11 protein-coding genes are annotated in these 19,151 nt (G+C 44.3%); 5 read left to right on the top strand and 6 right to left on the bottom strand.

What is annotated here, in order from left to right; translation table 11 throughout:
• Positions 1-129 precede the first annotated feature (129 nt).
• The 5 genes from GWR56_RS18895 to GWR56_RS18915 all read right to left on the bottom strand — a co-directional run bounded on the left by GWR56_RS18895 (position 130) and on the right by GWR56_RS18915 (position 8,804).
• Positions 130-957: an alpha/beta hydrolase family protein gene (locus GWR56_RS18895; protein ID WP_162432758.1), complete on the bottom strand. Its 828-nt coding sequence runs from the start codon at positions 955-957 to the stop codon at positions 130-132.
• Positions 958-971: 14 nt separating this feature from the next.
• Positions 972-2,357: an SGNH/GDSL hydrolase family protein gene (locus tag GWR56_RS18900; RefSeq protein WP_162432759.1), complete on the bottom strand. Its 1,386-nt coding sequence runs from the start codon at positions 2,355-2,357 to the stop codon at positions 972-974.
• Between the two features lie 5 nt (positions 2,358-2,362).
• Complete coding sequence (locus GWR56_RS18905; RefSeq protein WP_162432760.1) at positions 2,363-4,687, bottom strand: GH92 family glycosyl hydrolase; 2,325 nt, start codon at positions 4,685-4,687, stop codon at positions 2,363-2,365.
• A gap of 155 nt (positions 4,688-4,842) precedes the next feature.
• Complete coding sequence (locus GWR56_RS18910) at positions 4,843-7,410, bottom strand: glycoside hydrolase family 38 C-terminal domain-containing protein (protein ID WP_162432761.1); 2,568 nt, start codon at positions 7,408-7,410, stop codon at positions 4,843-4,845.
• A 5-nt stretch (positions 7,411-7,415) separates the two neighbouring features.
• Positions 7,416-8,804, bottom strand: coding sequence for an SGNH/GDSL hydrolase family protein (locus GWR56_RS18915; protein WP_162432762.1), 1,389 nt, complete (start codon positions 8,802-8,804; stop codon positions 7,416-7,418).
• Between the two features lie 197 nt (positions 8,805-9,001).
• On the opposite strand from GWR56_RS18915, the gene GWR56_RS18920 reads away from it, so the two are divergent.
• Positions 9,002-9,736, top strand: coding sequence for a hypothetical protein (locus GWR56_RS18920; protein ID WP_162432763.1), 735 nt, complete (start codon positions 9,002-9,004; stop codon positions 9,734-9,736).
• Positions 9,737-9,992: 256 nt separating this feature from the next.
• Entirely contained in the window at positions 9,993-11,018 is a 1,026-nt protein-coding gene (locus GWR56_RS18925; protein WP_162432764.1) for a GntR family transcriptional regulator, read from the top strand.
• Between the two features lie 74 nt (positions 11,019-11,092).
• Here the strand turns inward: GWR56_RS18925 and GWR56_RS18930 are convergent, their stop codons facing one another.
• Positions 11,093-14,356 (bottom strand): glycosyl hydrolase, encoded by a 3,264-nt coding sequence (locus GWR56_RS18930; RefSeq protein WP_162432765.1) that lies wholly within the window; start codon positions 14,354-14,356, stop codon positions 11,093-11,095.
• Between the two features lie 198 nt (positions 14,357-14,554).
• On the opposite strand from GWR56_RS18930, the gene rhaT reads away from it, so the two are divergent.
• From rhaT to GWR56_RS18945, 3 genes are all read left to right on the top strand, one after another.
• Positions 14,555-15,637 carry an L-rhamnose/proton symporter RhaT gene (gene rhaT, locus GWR56_RS18935; RefSeq protein WP_162432766.1) on the top strand — a complete coding sequence of 361 codons (1,083 nt, stop codon included), beginning with the start codon at positions 14,555-14,557 and terminating at the stop codon, positions 15,635-15,637.
• 45 nt (positions 15,638-15,682) lie between these two features.
• A complete protein-coding gene (locus GWR56_RS18940) occupies positions 15,683-17,800 on the top strand; it encodes a bifunctional aldolase/short-chain dehydrogenase (RefSeq protein WP_162432767.1) in 2,118 nt (705 codons plus the stop codon).
• Positions 17,801-17,869: 69 nt separating this feature from the next.
• Complete coding sequence (locus GWR56_RS18945; RefSeq protein ID WP_162432768.1) at positions 17,870-19,144, top strand: TIM barrel protein; 1,275 nt, start codon at positions 17,870-17,872, stop codon at positions 19,142-19,144.
• Positions 19,145-19,151: the final 7 nt, after the last annotated feature.

Consider the following 19,151-nt stretch of genomic DNA (forward strand, 5'->3'; position numbering starts at 1 on the left):
AACGATTTAGCAAAGTTTTTTTAACAATTTTTTACTTTTAATAATTTGAGATTTAGCAACAGCTATATTTAGCATTTTAATAAGTTTTACAGGTAAAACAATAAATGTTTTCAAAAGATAGTAGCGGTTTTACCTTTTATTATTAAAATACCTGCTAAAAAATAGCGCCTGGTAGTTTACAGCGTTGGCCCAATACTCCCATGAGTGCCCTCCCGGCCGTACGGTATAGTCGTGCGGTATTTTTCGTTCCAAAAGTTTTTCGTGCAACTCCTGGTTGCCGTTATACATACCATCGTCGTATCCGCAATCAAAGGTCAAGGCCAGCGAATTAGGTTTTAATAAATAAATCAAACTAACCACACAATGTTGTTCCCATACATCGGGGTGCTCGCTATATTTCCCTAACACCTGCTCTATGCCATAGCTATCAGCAAACTGGCGTATATCTACTACCCCACTCATACTGCCTGCTGCCCCAAATATATCCTGATGCTTAAATGCCAAAAAAAACGCACCATGGCCCCCCATACTTAAACCGGTAATAGCCCTGCCCTTACGATTAGTTATGGTGGCATAGTGTTTATCAATATAGCTTACCAACTCATTGGTTATGTAGGTTTCATACATCCATTCCTTATTCATAGGGCTATCAAAATACCACCCTGCAAAGTTGCCGTCGGGGCATACTATCAGCATATGATAGTTATCGGCCAGTTGTGAAATTGCGGGCACCTTTTTTATCCAATCGCTGTAGTTGCCGCTAAAGCCATGCAGCAGGTACAAAACAGGATATTTTTTTTCTGCCGAATAATCTGCCGGCTTTATAACTACTGCTTTCAGGTCCTTATTCATGGCGGCACTGTGGGTAAGCGCCGTATCAATTGTTGCTGCATTTGCTTTAAGCACAAGCGTTGTTGCACAAAGTAGCAATAGCCCAATGGTTCTTTTGGTATTCATATAATAAGGTGGTATTATTTGGTAGCGATGATTTGTATGTGATGGGTTGTAGGTTTATTAATAGCGTATATCTGATTGATCAATACATCTATTTCTTTTTGCCAGGCATCGCGCACGCTTTTATAACGGGCACGCGAGTAGTTATCTTTATTGCCATTCACAAAAATATTTTTCACAGCTGCTTTTTTAACGCTATCCATAGCGGCATTGCTGTCGTTATACAGCATACCTTTATCTTTCAAAAAATCATACTCCATCCACATGTAATTACGCAGGCGGCGTTCAATATCCCAGCGCTCTTCATTCAACTCGCGTATTTGTATAGCTTGCTGATACTGTGGCGTGGTAGTAATTTCTGCAAGATTAACCCCTTTGTCAAATGCTGATGCTTCCCATGTACCCATTTTTTCGCCATCAATCAAGAGGTCGTAGCTGCCTTTTTTAAGGTTTTTAACGGTTAATACTTCCTGGTTAAACTCATCGTTAAATGGAACCACCTTTAATGCATCCGACTGCTTCATATGATTGCCCCATCCGCGTGAAATGGTATCGAGCGGGTATGGCAACGACTTGGCTAAATAACTAAATGATAAAGATTTAGCGGTGGATGATAAATTTAATACCGAGCAATTCACAGCTTTTACTAATTTTTTACCGGCGGCGTTAATGCTTACATCTGCTACCGGCAGGTTATTTAACCCCTGCGCTTTCAAAAACAGATAGGCCATCACCAAATGCCCGTCGTTATCGGGATGTATACGGTCGTTTGGCGTTAAGCTAAAAGCACTGTCGGTGAGCTGCATATGTTTATTAATAGCATCCATCGGGTGATAAAAGTCTACAAAGCCCCAGTGATTATCCTTCGCCGACTGTTTTTGGTAATTTATCACTTTTTCAAGCGCTTCGCTTTTGTGCGGATAGATATTTTTTGTAGTGAATTTGGTTGTTTCATCATATGGCGAACTGCCTATAAGTATAGTACGGATATCCGGGTGCTTTTTTAGTTTATCTACAACGGTTGCGTATGTTGCAAAACTACCTTGCAATCGTTTATCAATAAAATCCTGCGCATCTTTTTGGTACCACTCAAAATACCCAGTATCATTCATTCCCCAGGTTAAGGTTAACACGGTTGGCTTTTTAGCAAGCACATCGGCATCAAAACGCGTGGCTATTTGCCCAATAACATCACCGCCTATACCTGCATTATAGCAGGTGATACGCCTGTCGGGAAAATGCGTCATGTAATAAAGCCATATATACGAATGGTAATGGCCGCCATCGGTTATGCTGTTACCTACAAAAACTACCCTGTCGCCGGTTTTAAACGGCGCCACGTGTTGGGCCCTGGCACCCGCACACAAACTTATAGCAATGAGTAATGAATAGAGTTTCTTCATATCTTTTAATTTATTCCCCAATTTTTGTTAGGCTGGGCGCCCATAGTAAGTTCCAGCATCCCGCCGGCTGCTATATCGTTATAGTCGAGGTAACATTTATTGTATTTGCGGCCGTTTAACTTGGCGCTTTGTATATAAATATTAACAGGCGAATTGTTTTTAGCTACTATAGTGAAGGCTTTGCCTTTTGCATACCTCGGGTCGAGTTTTAAGGTTACTTTGTCAAATACCGGGCTGGTTATTTCCTGGCGGGTATCACCGGGGCAAACCGGATGTAAGCCCGTAGCAGCCAATACATACCATGCAGACATTTGGCCAACGTCCTCGTTTCCAACAAGGCCTTCTACTGAGTTTTTATAAGCCCGCCGGCAAATCTCACGCGTCCACTTTTGCGTGAGCCATGGCTGCCCTAAGCGGTTATACAGAAACGGCACGTGGTGCACCGGCTCGTTGGCGTGGTTATAATAATCGTTCCACATCATATTTTCCGGTGTTTTTGCAAAAAGATTATCAAGGTCGGCAAGTACTTTCTGTTTACCGCCCATCAACTGCACCATGCCACCCACGTCATGCGGTACAAACCACCCCTGTTGGTAAGGATTGGTCTCAAAAGTGCCGTACCACTGCGTCATTCTGCCCGAATCAGGCCATGCCACCCAGTTGCCATTATCATCTTTAGGGCGAAACCATCCCTTATCGTTGTCATAAATATTTTTGTACGACATGCTGCGGGCTGCGTACTTATGCTCATCCGCCGGGTGGTTCAACCAGCGTGCCAATTGCGCTACGCACCATTCGTTGTAAGCATACTCCAGTGTTTGGGCAATACCTATCGAGCCGGGGGCATAACCTTTATCGCCGTTACCAAACTTCTCTACCGACCCTACCGATAACGCATAGGCCTTGTTTATATCGTAGTTCCGGATGCCCTTGGCGTAAGCATCTGCCAAAACAGACGTCATGGGATTGCCCAGCATACAGCCTGTATAAGCGTTTAACAGTTCCCAGCGCTCAAAATAGTCTTTATTCTTTTGGCCGGCCAGCGTTACCATAGAGTTCACCAGGTCGTTAACCAGCGAGGGGTTAATAATTGTTTGCAAAGGCATCTGGCTGCGAAAAACATCCCATCCGCTAAAAATAGTGCGCTTTTTAAACCCCTCGTTTTGATGTGCAGCACCATCGCCGCCGGGGTACCTACCGTCAACATCGCTGATGATGCGCGGATCTATCATGGTATGATAAAGCGCAGTATAAAAAACTTTTTTTTGATCGGCGGTACCCCCCTGAATATTTATTTTAGATAAAGCCTTATTCCAAAGGGCAACCGCACGCTGAAGGGCGGCATCAAAATCCCAATCCTTTATTTCGGTTAGCAGGTTGTTTTTCGCCCCGCCTATGCTAACAAAAGAAATGCCCGCTTTCATCAGCACCTGCTCATTGGTGTTAGTGGCAAATTCGGTGTAAAAACCCAGGTGTTTACCCTGTTTTTCCCTCACCCCTTTTAAGATAGTCGCATTCGATATCCGCTCCTGGTATTTAGCACTTTCTACTTCTTCGCGTTTGCGCACCCAGCCGTCAGGAATATCAGCACTCCATACACCAAAGTTTTTTAACGGTTTACTAAATTTTGCATAAAAATAAACTGTATAATCAGCATGTCCATCGCCATTGCCCCAACCGCCGCCATCCGGCGTGCACTTCATCCAGCCCTCGATAGTGTAGTTATCAACTACTTTTACATATTGCAGCGTTGACGTGCCACCCACCCTGCGGGCGAGATCTATTTGTATACGCGATAATTTGTTTTGCGGAAAGGTAAAGCGCAGTATGCCACTGTGCGGAGCCGCGGTCATCTCAGCCTTTATATTATAGTCGGTTAATAAAGTGCTGTAATATCCTGCGGATACTTTTTCGCTTTGCTTGGAATAAAGCGAACGATAGCCGCCCCGGGGCTGCGCTATAGTACCGGCTTTTGTTTTTAGCTTACCTGTAGTTGGCATCACTAAAAAATTGCCAAGATCGCCATACCAGCCTATGCCGCTCATTTGCGTAAAGGCAAAACCCTCTATGCTGGTTTGTTCATAACTATAACCCGAACCGTTATCACCGCCGGTAATAGTGTTTGGACTTACCTGCACCATGCCATAAGGCGTTGTTGCGCCCGGAAATGTTTTACCGAGCCCATGATAAACACCTGCATCGGCAGTACTTGTGCTTGCACCAATAAATGGGTTAACATACGAAGCCGGGGCTTGCGCGTGCAACGTTTGCGCTGTAACAAAACAAACACAGGCAACGGCAGCAACACGTTTTTTGAAACGATATAACATTGTTATGAGCAATAATTACTTTGCCGGTTATCAGTGCGTATAAACATTACTGAAGTTATAGTTTACCTTAAATCCGGGCGGCGATTTTTATTAATTGGTATTAACGGCCAAATTATATAAGAAAAAACGATTTAGCAAATTTTAAGAAAAATATTTTAAATCCCTTTTGCATTAACCAGCCTGATTGTACGGATACCGAATTTTGGCATGGAAACGTTGGTTACCAACAACCCGTTTTTTAGTTTTGCTGATGGAAGCCTTTCTTTAAACCTGCCGTCCAACTCACATAAACTAACTTTAGCGGCAGTACAGTTAAATATAACTTTGCTTTTAACATTACCTGCGCCGGTGTTAAATAGGCGTACCAGCATATCGTTGCCTTCAAAAGTAACCGAAGATATCTCGTAGCCTTCTGGTACGCTGATGAGCGATTTGCCCTGTAGCTGCCGCGCTGTAGCTGCCATTACTATAAGCGGTTCGTTCCAGTTGTCGCTTAATTGTTGAATGTGCGCCTTATCCCATTTGCCGGCGTGTGGCACAAGCGCATAGTTTATAGTAGTAGGCGCGGTTATTTTATGATCGCGCCCCCATAAGCCCAGTCCCGAATATTGAATATCCAGCCCTAACGGAAATTGCTGCCCATGAGTATAATTGGTTGTATGATCTGTAAAAAGTGCCACGCCGTACCGGTTATCCTTATCGGTTACATCTACCCAGTTTAACAGTACGTTGTTTTTGATACTGTCCCAACGCGTAAAAAATGTATCGGTTAATTTACTTTCGGTAACATCAAACGGGGCGTTTTTGTAAACCCGTTGCTGAGTAAGGTTAAGCGGAAAGTAAGCCAATAATTTTTCCCTGTCATTATAAAAAGCTTTCCGGGGTTCACTAAGTTTATAGGTGTTTGGCGGGGTAGCACTGCCTATGCCGGGGTTGCCATTCCAGTTTATAGTTAACTGCAGGCCGATGAGCGGCTGCCCTTGCGCCACTGTCAGGGTTTGCGTATAATCGCTGCCGTTTATAGTGCCCTTTATAGCAAGCTTAATTTGCAGCGGGCCTTTCTCTAACACCTCAATGGCCGCGGAGTTATCAGCGGTGGATTTAAAGCCACCATCGTTATAAAAATTGCCGCGTAATTCGTTAAAGCCACGGGCATCCTTTTGGTCGACGAATTGTTTATTGTTTAAAGTTTTGGCAATGATACTTTTAATAATACCACCGTGTGCCGCGTCAATAATTATTTTGTACAGGTCTGTTTCTAACAAATAGGTCCCGTTTGCCAAAACCGCTATTGTAGCACCTTTTATTACACCAGCCTCATTCGTTTTTATCTGATAACCGGCGTATCCCATTGATGGTACCTGAGCCCTGAAAAGGACATGTGTTTTATCAGAGGTTAGTTGTGCGGGGACCGGTACACCTTTATTATTTAAAACCACAAAATGACCCATATCAACACCTGTCGGCGCCTTTACGCTCACAATTTCTTCACGGTCGCTTCCTGTGGTATTGTAAACGCTTATATAATTGCCGGTACCGGCAGTATTATTTAAGCTGTTTTGCGACGCGCTAATAATGCTATCGCAAATTAAATTAGTGTTTGTTGTCCACCGGCTTACTTTATCTGCCCAGGTATCACCTTTTTTACCATTGTAAGGTACTATCCAGCAATCGTGATGCTGTGATAAAAGCAGCGTTCGCCACGCCGAATCCAATTGAGCCCCTGGCCATTTGATGCCCGAATAAATTTTGGCCATGGCGGCCATTTTTTCGGCCATTACCAGCTTATTTTCTGACACACGTACCTTCTGTGCTATCCGCTGCATAACCTGCGAACCCCAAACCAGGCTCACCAGCATATCTTCCTGCGATACTTTCCAGTTTTGTCGGGCATCATTTTTTGCTATGTTGCCAAAATAATTACGCCAGGTGGTGTAAACGCTCTTTATACCATTTTTTGCCCCGGTACCTATAAACGGGCCGTTTTTCCAACCCGCGTCCTGTAAGGTCATGCCCACCGGGTGTGGCATACCCGCAGCAAAAGCAGCATTGATGTAGCCGCGGGAATTATTCCACGCTATAGTTTGCCAGGCAGAATTTGGGGCTAATTTTTCCCCCTCGTATCGCGGTGAAGTTGTAATGGCCGTGCCATCGGGGCCAATCCAGTTAACCAGTTCGCCGGGATGGCTGCGGGTATATCCGCCCCAGCAAGTATTGGGGTTTTTAAGCGATGCATACTTATAGCCAAATGATTTGAGTATTTGGGGCAGCGCGCTCGTAAAACACGGTTCTTCGGAAGAATAGCTTGTAAAAACAGCTTCGGGGAAGTGCGCCCGGACCATTTTCATTCCATAACTGAATTGCCGGATAATGCTTTCGCCGGAGATATTATAGTTATAACTCTGTGCGTATTGCGGGTTTACATACTCTATACGACCGTTTAACGACTGATCTGCAAACAACGCCTTAAAATCGGCATATGCGGCAGGGTCTACGTTCATTGCCCTATCCCAGGTTTCGGGTTCCAACTCCAAATTTATCTTCCACGTGGGATTTTTCTTAAGCATGTCTACCATAAAGCGGGTGTTCCAATCCGGGTAATGGCCCCAGATACCGCCGTGATAACCATCAATATAATAGGCAGTTTGGGCAGACGCATACCCGCCGAAAGCAACAGTAAACAGTAAGGCGGTAAAAAGCCTTTTGTATAATTTGAACTTCATCAGCATCAGTTAACTAAAGTGATATCGAAACGGTGCGGAACAGGTTTATTAATGGTGTAAAGCTGATCGGTTAACAGGTCGATTTCCTTTTGCCAGGCATCACGTACAGCTTTAAAGCGGGCCTTTTGATAGGTGGGGAAAGTTGCCGCAACGAAGAAATCTTTCTTACCATACTTTTGCAAAGAATCCACCGTAGCATCGCCATCATTAAACAACAAACCTTTTGGCTTAAGTATGGAGTAATGGATCCAGTAATATTCGCGCAGGCGGCGTTCTATTGCCCAGCGTTCTTCATTTAAATGCATTACTGCCAAGGCCTGCTGATACTGAGGCGTTGTAGTAATTGCTGCCAGGTTTATACCATGCGCGAATTGCTGCGCGCTATAGGTACCAATTACTTTTCCATCTATCTTTAATAATAGTTGCTTTGCCTTTAAGCCTTTTACCTGCAACAGTTCCTGATTAAATTCCTCGTTAAACGGAATCAGCTTTAAGCTGGCCGCCTGCGCCTTTTGCGGACGGCCAAAACCACTTGGGATAGTATCCATTGGATATGGCAGCGATTTAGCGAGGTAAGTAAAACTAATTTTATTGGCTGATATAACCGGGTTGGTGATGGTGCAATTCCCGGCCAGGTCTATCTTCTTACTTTGGGCGTTTATCGCAATATCCGCGATTTTCTTTCCGGCGAGGCCTTGCGCTTTAAGAAAAATCCAGGCCATTATCATTTGCGCATCATTTGTAGGGTGTATGCGGTCGCTGCCCTCAAGGGTAAAAACCGAGTCGCGTTGCTGTTCACGCAGGTTAATGGCTGTCATGGGTACGCCAAAATCTACATATCCCCAGCCGTTGGCTTGGGCAACCCGTTGCTGTTCGGCTGCGATCTGCCGCATAGCGGCATTTTTATTAACCAGTTTTATAAATTTATTTTTCGAACTTTCATCATATGGCGACGAGCCGATCATAACCATCCTCACACCCGGATGCTGCTTTAGCTTTTCTGCTATCAATTTAAAACTTTTTACCGAAACTGCTACTTTCTCACCATATACAGCATCTGCCTCGTCGGCTTTTAAACGCTGGTAACCGGTATCATTCATGCCGAAGGTGAGTGTAACCACTGTAGGTTTTTTGGAAAACACGTCGGTATCCAGCCTTTCATACATCTGTTGGGCGATGTCGCCTCCAATGCCCGCGTTAAAAATTTTGATACGGTTATTCGGAAAATGCGTTAAATAATATAGCCATATATAGGAATGATAATGTCCCCCATCTGTAATGCTGTTTCCTGTAAACACCACCCTATCGCCCGGTTTAAAGGGCCGAATGTTCTGTGCATGAAGATGCGTTGTTAAAAGCAGTATAAATAAAAAAGCAAGTAACCTTAGTTTCATGCGCCAAAGTTATAAAAAGCTAAATTGATTTAGCAAAAAATCAATTTATTTTTCATGTAAGGCAACACCCCCGAACATTTTTTGAAAAGCACCGATATGTTAAGGATTTTTTTGATGAGCACGCAAGATGTGAGAAACGCACCACTTTTATCAATGATGTAAGAAGGAATTTATAACTTGCCGAAACAGCCAAATCGTTGCTAGGGCCATGGTCTGAAGGGAAAAAGATCAGTGATAATTCACGCGGCGGGCAGCCATCATTTGTATCAACTATAAAACTTGGTTCTGGAAATGTTTACCTTTTTGGCAGCGACCTGTGGAACAACGCCGCCAAAAACGAAGCCCTGGCAAACTATTACTGGGCCCCGCTTACCTTTAATGCCGATGGCTCCATCATTCCGCTTACCTGCGACCAGCCTTTTAAAGTTACGGGTAGCAAAGTGGTAACAATACCTGCTATGGACAGCAAAAAAAGCAGTGTTAAAGGCGTAGCTGACATAGCCCGGGACACAAAACGATCGCAAACTTTTTTTGCAGAACGAAGCGGTGTTTTAAAAACGATTTACTTACCTGCATATAAAACCGGCACCCCTGATGCAGACCTGCAAGTAGATGTTTACCGTGCCGGTGCGCAAGGCAACCCGGTGGGCAAAGCACTGGTAAGTAAAGCTATTCCGGCAAATGCAATAGGCTGGTCGGTTAAGCGGCAGGTTATTCATCCGGCTGTTAATGTAACAAAGGGTACGGCTTATTGCATCGTGCTGTCTTCGGCCACAAACACAGGCAGCTATGGGTTTACTTATGATAATGGTGGGCATCAAAACCATCAAATGTTGTTCGGTAAACTACAAGCGGGTTCTCTGTTACCCGAAAATGGTAAACAATTAAATTTCAGCCCCATCGTTACCCCAATATTAGCTATGGGCAAATAATTTGCTTTTTGATATTTTATTTGTACTATTTGATTTAGCCTTATTTACGGGGAATTATGCACTTGATGGGAAACTTCAATTTTATTTTTAAGCAAGATGCGGTTGAACCGCCTGCGATTTAAGGTTCGACAGCTACTTTTATTTTTCAAAAATGTTTAAAGAAAAAACCGGCATCCCTCCTACAGATTATCGTAAAAGGGCATTAGGGTTATTATAGCGTCTAAAAGCCAAAACTACTGGTATATTTACCTTGTTGATGAAAAATTACTTAAAAATATTAAGGATAGACGAATATTCTATAACGCCGTATTACGCGCAGATATATAATTCCATTTTGCGGGCTATTGAAGAAAAGGTGATCGATAAAGATGATATCCTGCCTTCCATAAACGACTTGAGCATAGCGCTTGATATTTCAAGAAACACCATTACCCGTGCTTATAATGATCTTAAAAAGATCGGCGTTATCAGTTCTATTCCTGGTAAGGGCTATTTTATATCCAATACACGCGTAGATCAGTCGGTTAAGGTACTGCTGTTGTTCAATAAGCTAAGCAGTCACAAAAAATTACTGTATGATGCCTTCGCCGAAGCGCTCGCCCAAAAAGCATCTATCGATTTTTATATTTATAACAGCAATTTTAATTTCTTTAAAAAGCTTTTGCTTGAAAAAGTAGATAAATACGATAAGGTGGTTATTGTGCCGCATTTCAGGGACAAAGCCGATAATGCATTTGAAGTAATAAACGAGGTACCGAAGAATAAACTGATTTTGCTGGGAAAACTGGTAGATGGCGTTACTGGCGAATTTGGAGCGGTTTACGAAGATTTTGAGAATGATATTTTTAACGCCCTTACCGATCTGATCGAAAAAATCCGCCAGTACACCACGTTAACAATCATATTTCCTAAGCAAAGCTATTTCTCTACCGATATATTGATCGGCTTTCTTAACTTTTGCAAAACCTACAACTGCTACTACGATATCATATCCGACCTGAAAACCGAGACCATAGTTAAAAACACCCTGTACATTACACTCACAGAAGACGACCTGGTACAACTGATAGATAATACACTTAGCCTTGGGTACACAGTTGGGGAGGACGTGGGCATCATTTCGTATAATGAAACGGCGTTAAAAAGACTGATGCTAAATGGCATCACTACCATATCAACCGATTTTAGATATATGGGAGAAAAAGCTGCCGGGTTGGTGTTGGATAACTCGACACAACATTTAAAAGTGCCGTTTAATACAGTTATCAGGAATTCGCTGTAACGATAACATCGCTTCGTACTCGCCAGGCTCCAATCAGTGACAATTGCTCGGCGGGTGTTCACAGTACGTTAACCTTATTTTTGATTTACAACCTCAATACGCACCGGCCCTAATAAACCCGACGATTCTAACTTATCCGTTGGATGAAACCGTTGATTACTCAACCATGTTTTTCGCGCTGATGCGGGTAGTTTACTATCACCTATCAAACGGTTTACCCACGTATTTACCACTTTAATCTCCAGCTTATTTTCGCCGGACTTTACGGCGGCAGTTACATCAACTTTGTAGGGAGCTGTCCAGGCGCCGCCAACGGTAAGGCCGTTTACCTTTACTTTGGCGATCGCCTTTGCCACTCCCAGGTTTAAAAATACCTTTTGGCCTTTTTTTATAGCAGTTAATGTAAATGTATTATTATAAAATGCCGTACCCGAATAATATCGGATGCTATCATTAGGGTGAACCGACCAATCACTCAGCGTATTGAATATAACGGGGTTGACCGGGCCGCGCATTTTACTGTCGAACTTTACCGTCCATGGTTTATTGATGGCTTTTATTTGCACAGGTACAGGGTAATTTGGTGTGGTCGAGACTGAAGTTTGCGCATCCTGCCTGAAAATAATAAAGGCGCTTTCCGACGGGGCAAGTTCAAGCGGCACGGTAGTAACACCGGCTGTTTGTGTGTACTCCGGCAATTCACGTACGCTTCCGCTAACGGCATCCCATAGCTCGGGGCGTTTACCGGTGACGCGGAACTGCGGCGCTATTTTAACCGTTTTGTTTTCCTGGTTAGATATGAAATAGATCGAGCCATCAACTACTTTACGGTGGATAAACAACGTGGAATTATTTTCCGTGATCCTGGCATCCGGAATAACTTTGATCAGGTCCAGCGCTTCCTGCAGCTGCATATTACTGATCACCATCCCCTTGCCTACCTTGTTTGTTTTGATAGATGTGCCGTTAATATTGCCCCATAATTCGTTAGCCAGTTTGCTAAGCTGCGCATCAGCCGCCGGATAATTCTGCAAACTTGGCGAGGTTACAGGCTTAGGGCCCAAAACAACTGCGCCTTGCTGCACCAGTTCTTTTATTTTTAAAAGCAATTCCGGGCGCATGGTGGTTAACTGCGGCAATACCAGGATGCTATATTGCATACCGTCCGGCAAAACCAATTTACCGTTTTTTACACTTAACCTGGTTTTTATTACCTCACCGTTAATATAATCAAACGAATACCCCTGTGGTAGTTCAGGATCTTGAGTACCGGTCATCTTTGGCGCGTCCTCGCTTATAAAGTAGGCTACATCTGCAACATATTTACCTTGCTGCAGCATCATGTTACAACGCTTGATATATTTCAGGAAGATATCCATATCATAAAACCAGGTGTTTAACCGGTTAAATTCAGTACCAAAAAACGCGCTGATGCCGGGTGCTTTATCTTGATAAGGCTGGCTGATGTATACGTGCATTAGCGTATTATTAATTCCTTCTGTAAAAAAGCGATCTGCGCGTTGCTTCAGCAATGCGGGATAACGTGCATACGGGCCGCCGGCGCATGTAAATGACTCGGCCGAAACCTTTGTTTTCCCGTAAATATGCGCTGCGGATGAGGCCGCTCGGTTCTCAATATCGCCCAGCATGCCTTCGTTCCAAAATTCACCACCTATCTCATCCGACTGCCCGCCATACTGCAAAAACTCGCCCGGGAAACCCCAGTGCCCGTAATTTTCCAGCCAGGTAGTAAGCCCATGCTGATGGCTGATATCGCGCAGGCCGCCAACATAATCATAAGCTACCCTATCGGCAACAAAACGGCGTAAGTCCCAAAGGAAACGGTCTGATTGATCCTCACTGCCCACTACTTTTCCCTGTAAAACCGGAATATACGGCGTTGGGTTATAACCGTAAATGCTTTCAAACTTTTGTATCATGCCGTCTGTCCAGTTTTGGCCACCGGTTTCGTAGCTGTCTGCAACCGTCACCTTCCAGGTTCTGCGGTCGGCAGCGGGGATGCGTTTAATAATTTCTCCTAAATAAGCATCAAAATGCGCGGCAATATGCTCTTTGCTCATTTTATCGGTTTCCAGGCCGGTGCCCTGGGCCGAGGCTGGCCCATTGGTCACATTAGTTGGTGTCATCCCGGTACGTTCAATGATCCAGTTTCCGGCCGGCACTTGCCATGCTAGTGTGCCATCGGCCGTCATGTATCTTGATATATCAATCACCTTTGCAGGGTCTATTATGTATTTGCTGTCGTCAATAACAGGCTGCGCCGCCCATTGGTAAGCATTCCAGTACGGAAACGGTGTTTGCCACATCTTGGCAAGCGTTTTTTCTACATAATTTTCCAACACCGGGGTTGATGACAACTTTATTTCTGCGATACCGCCATTATCGGTCTTTGTAAACAGTAACCGAAAATTATTAGATGTGGTAGCAGGAATAGAGATTGCAGCCGGCCCGTAAGGGTCAAAGCCAACGTTAGTAGCGTCGTTACTGCAGTCTATCATAAAATGCTTTATGGTTATGTAGGCGCCATTGTTTTTAACTTGTATATCCCCTTCCAGCGTCATACGCCTGCGGGCGGGGACAATAACCAGGCTGCGTGCGGTATATACCTTTTTAATGGTGATATCTATTGTATAACGCTTATTCGCTTCAAAATCTACCGCTGTGGAGTCGGTATGATCTGTGATCTTAGCAAGATTGTTAATAAAGGGTGCTGAACTTAAAACGGGTTTCAGATCTCTGATATCTGTTCCATAGTTTGCGTTAACTGGATAAGCCAGCACCTTAACATCCTGGAAATTCTTCTGCGGCTTTACCAGTTTGGTATTAAATTTATAAGGCCCCTTTACCGCTATTTGAGATGATGTTAAATAGCGCATTGCCTGCTCCGGCTTAACCCATGGCCCGCCGGATTGGCTCCAACCCGGGCTGTTAAATATCCCTATCTCAATATTTAGCTCGGTAGCCCTTTTTAGCGCGGCATGTAAAATATCCCACCACTCATTGGTAAATATTTTCACTTTGCCGGGGGGCACGTCGTCTTGCCATATATTACCTATAAAAGCACGGTTAATGCCCACTTTCTTCATCGATTCCAGATCGTGGATCACACCTTCTTGAGATATATTATCCGATATCCAGTACCAATAAACACTGGTTTGGATAGAATCAGGAGCGGTTATAAAGCCCGTTTCAAGTTGGGCCATCGGCTTAATTTTATTTACCTGTACTATTTGCTTTTTTGTGCTGCAGGCGTATAAAAATAAACTGGCAAGCGATATGTAAACAAACGCAGGGCGTAGCTTTTTAATAATAAACATTCGTGGTTCAGTTGGTTAATCGGCTTAAAGGTTAAGCGTTTTCGAAAGTATCTTAAATTATCAATTTAACTATACCCAGCTATACCATCACTGATTACGGCCGTTTAAAATTCCGGAAGGTAACAGATAGGGATGGTTAAACAAACTGTTACCTTTATTATTGCCTTAACCATTTATAATAAACCCAAATCCTAAATTATGCAAGCAATCTTTGGTGTCATCTTTCACTTTATCGGTGGCTTTGCCTCCGGTAGCTTTTACATTCCCTATAAAAAAGTAAAGGGCTGGGCCTGGGAAAGTTTCTGGATAGTAGGCGGCATCTTTTCCTGGCTTATCATCCCTCCGCTGGCTGCCTGGTTAACCATACCAAACTTTATGGATATTATCAGCCAAACTAACGGCCAGATATTGTTGCTTACCTATTTTTTTGGTTTGCTTTGGGGTATAGGCGGCTTAACCTACGGACTTGGCGTACGGTACCTTGGGGTATCATTAGGCAGCACCATTATATTGGGCCTATGTGCAGTGTTTGGCTCCATCATACCTTCGGTTTATTATAACTTTTTCCCTAAAGAAGGTAAAGACAGTTTTAGCATGATGCTGCACAGCCAATGGGGTCAAATGGTTTTGCTGGGTATCGTTATCTGTGCAATTGGTATTATCATCTGCGGTAAAGCAGGTACATTAAAAGAAAACGAGTTAGCCAAAAACCAAACGGTAGCCGAAGAAAATAAAGAGTACCGCTTTGGCCTTGGTATTTTTGTAGCCATTGTGTCGGGGGTGCTGAGCGCCTGTTTTAATTTCGGTATCGAGGCGGGCAAATCAATGGCCGATGCGGCTAATGTGGCCTGGAAGGCATTGCACCCTAACGCAGGTAATTTTCTGTTTCAAAACAATGTTATTTATATAGTGATATTATGGGGCGGCCTTACTACCAACTTTATCTGGTGTATGATTCTGAATGCGAGGAATAAGACTTTCAGTAATTATACCGACGGGCAAAAACCGCTATTAAAGAACTACATCTTTTCGGCTCTTGCAGGCACCACCTGGTTCCTGCAGTTCTTTTTTTACGGCATGGGCGAAAGTAAGTTGGGCAATGGTGCAAGCTCGTGGATCCTGCACATGGCATTCATCATCCTGATAGCAAATGCCTGGGGCTTATTATTAAAGGAATGGAAAGGGGTTAGTAAAAAAGCAATATACACCGTTATAGCCGGCATCGCTACCATTATCGTATCGGTATTGGTGGTTGGTTATGGTAATTCAATAAAACCCTGATAAAGCATTAATAATTTAACAATCATACAAATCAACGATTAACATATGTCTACTACAACTCAATTTAAACATGTAAGTTACTTATGGGACGATGCTAAGGCTGCGGCCCTGGCCGGAGACGAGGTAGCATTACTGATATACCGTTCAAACCTGCTTGGCGCCGATCTGCGCCTTACCAACTACGGCGGGGGCAACACTTCATGCAAGGTAACTGATAAAGACCCTTTGACGGGGAAAGAGGTAGAAGTAATGTGGATAAAAGGGTCCGGAGGCGATATCGGTACGCTTAAAAAGAGCGGCCTGGCGGCTTTATACGTTGACAGACTAAGAAGCCTGAAAAACGTTTATCGCGGTGTAGAGCATGAGGACGAAATGGTGGAGTTGTTTAACCATAGTATCTTCGATCTTAATTCAAAAGCGCCATCTATCGATACACCGCTGCACGGCTTTTTACCCTTTAAACACATCGACCACCTGCACCCCGATGCTGCAATTGCCATAGCCGCAGCAAAAGATGGTGAAAAGATTACGCAGGAATTGTTCGGCGGTACTATTGGCTGGGTAGGCTGGCAGCGCCCCGGTTTCGACCTCGGTCTGCAATTAAAAGAGTGCCTGGATAATAACCCTGGCATCCGTGGCATTATGTTAGGTTCGCACGGGCTATTTACCTGGGGCGATACAGCTTACGAAAGTTACATAAACACCCTGGAAGTAATTGAAAAATGTGCTGAATACCTGGAAGAAAGCTACGGTAAAAAAGGCCCTGTATTTGGCGGCCAAAAGCTGGAAAGCCTGCCTGCTGATGATCGAAAAAAGCAAGCCGCGACGCTTGCACCAGTTCTGCGTGGTTTCTGCTCGTCAAAAACCAGGATGATAGGCCATTTTACGGATGATGCCCGTGTACTGGAATTTATCAACTCAAACGACCTGGACAGGCTGGCCCCGTTAGGCACCAGCTGCCCCGACCACTTTTTACGTACAAAGATCAGCCCGCTGGTATTAGACTTGAACGCTGCCGACGACCTGAGCGATGTAGCCGCTTTAAAAGAGAAACTAAATCCTGCATTTGAGGCCTATCGCCAAATGTATACTGATTATTACAACACCTGTAAACACCCTAACAGCCCAGCTATACGCGATGCGAACCCCGTAGTGATACTTTACCCCGGTGTCGGTATGTTCACCTTTGCTAAGGATAAACAAACCGCACGCGTTGCCGCGGAGTTTTATACCAACGCCATCAACGTAATGAAAGGCGCCGAAGCCATATCTGAATACACTTCTCTACCGCGACAGGAAGCTTTTGATATTGAGTACTGGTTACTGGAAGAAGCTAAACTACAACGCATGCCAAAACCTAAGGCGCTTTCGGGCCGTGTTGCTTTGGTAACAGGCAGTGCGGGTGGTATTGGTAAAGCTATTGCCAAAAAATTTGCGCAGGAAGGTGCAGTGGTTGTTTTAAACGATATGAACGCAGAGCGCTTAGCCGGTGCAGAAGAAGAATTTAACGGCCTTTTTGGTAAGGATGCCTACGCTTTAGCGGTGATGGATGTTACTAATACCGACCAGATCCAGGCTACGATGGATATTGCGGCACTGCAATTTGGAGGTGTTGACCTGATTGTAAATAACGCGGGTTTATCTATCTCTAAAACTATTGGCGATACCACAGCGAAAGATTGGGACTTGCTGTATGATGTTTTAGTAAAAGGTCAGTTTTTTGTTACTCAGGCGGCAGTATCTGTTATGAAAAAACAGGATATTGGTGGCGATGTGATCAATATTGTGAGCAAAAACGCTCTGGTAAGCGGCCCTAATAACGCCGGTTATGGTAGCGCGAAAGCAGCGCAATTACACCTTAGCAGGCTAAATGCGGCCGAGTTGGGTAGCGATAAAATAAGGGTGAACGTAGTAAACCCTGATGCTGTTATAAGCGATAGTAATATTTGGGCAGGCGGCTGGGCCGAAGGCCGCGCCAAAGCTTACGGTATTACTGTTGAGGAGTTACCCGCCTACTACGCCAGGCGTACTTTGCTAAACGAAACCATTTTACCTGATGATATAGCCAACGCGTGCTTTGCATTTGCGGGTGGTTTGCTTAACAAATCAACCGGTAATGTGCTTAATGTTGATGGCGGCGTTGCCACAGCATTTGTACGATAAGTAATAGTATATATCAGTCCCCCCGCAACCAATGGCCGGGGATTTTACACCTCAATAAACCTGAGAAAGATGCAGATAGAGAAACATTTAATTGATGAGCACAACCATCATTTAGCCAAAAAACATCAACGCAATTTTGAGCACATAGCTGCCGACATAAATAATGTCGACAGTATTTTAAAAAAACTTGTCGCTTTTAACGTGGCCATCCCGAGCTGGGCTTTAGGCACCGGCGGTACACGTTTCGGCAGGTTTAGCGGTGGCGGCGAGCCGCGCAGCCTAGAAGAAAAAATTGAAGATGTTGGCGTTATCCATGCACTGAACAGATCAAGCAATTCCATTTCGCTACATATTCCCTGGGATATCCCTGATAATGCCACGTCGATAAAACAACTGGCTTCGCAATTAGGCCTGCACTTTGATGCGGTAAATTCAAACACCTTCCAGGACCAGGCTAACGCAACGCATAGCTATAAATACGGCTCGCTACACCATGTGGATAAGCTCGTGAGGGCACAAGCCATTGAGCATAACATCCAGGTGATCAATTATGGTAAGGAACTTGGTTCGAAGGCGTTATCAGTTTGGTTATCTGACGGTTCAAACTTTCCTGGTCAATTGAATTTCAGGCAGGCATTTCAACGCACGCATGAGAGCTTACAGGAAATATACAACGCGCTGCCAAACGACTGGAAGCTATGGATAGAATATAAGCCATTCGAACCTAATTTTTATTCTACCACAATCGGCGATTGGGGGCAATCCCTGCTGCTGGCTAACAAACTTGGTGATAAAGCTGCTACCCTGGTTGATCTCGGTCACCATTTACAAGGCACCAACATCGAGCAAATAGTTTCCCTGTTATTGATGGAAGGTAAACTTGCAGGGTTCCATTTTAACGACTCTAAATATGGCGATGACGACCTTACCGTTGGCAGTATTAACCCCTACCAGTTGTTTTTAATATTTAATGAACTGGTAGAAGGTATGGACGCCCGCGGCATGGTCCACGCTACAGATATTGGGTGGATGATAGATGCATCGCACAATGTTAAAGACCCGATGGAAGATCTTTTACAATCAGTACAGGCTATTAAAATAGCTTACGCGCAGGCTTTACTGATAGATACAAAGGCTTTAAAGGCGGCGCAGCAAGACAACGAAGTAGCGCTTGCCCAGGAGATTTTGCAACAGGCCTATCGGACAGATGTACGGCCGCTGATAGCCGAAGCCTGCAGGCAGGCAGGCGGCTCTCTGGACCCCATCGGTGCTTACCGGAAACTTGAGGTGAGGAATAAGTTAATAAAAGAACGCGGCTTAAAAACAGTAGCCACCGGTTTATAAACGAAAG

It is taken from the genome of Mucilaginibacter sp. 14171R-50 (assembly GCF_010093045.1).
Taxonomy (GTDB): domain Bacteria; phylum Bacteroidota; class Bacteroidia; order Sphingobacteriales; family Sphingobacteriaceae; genus Mucilaginibacter.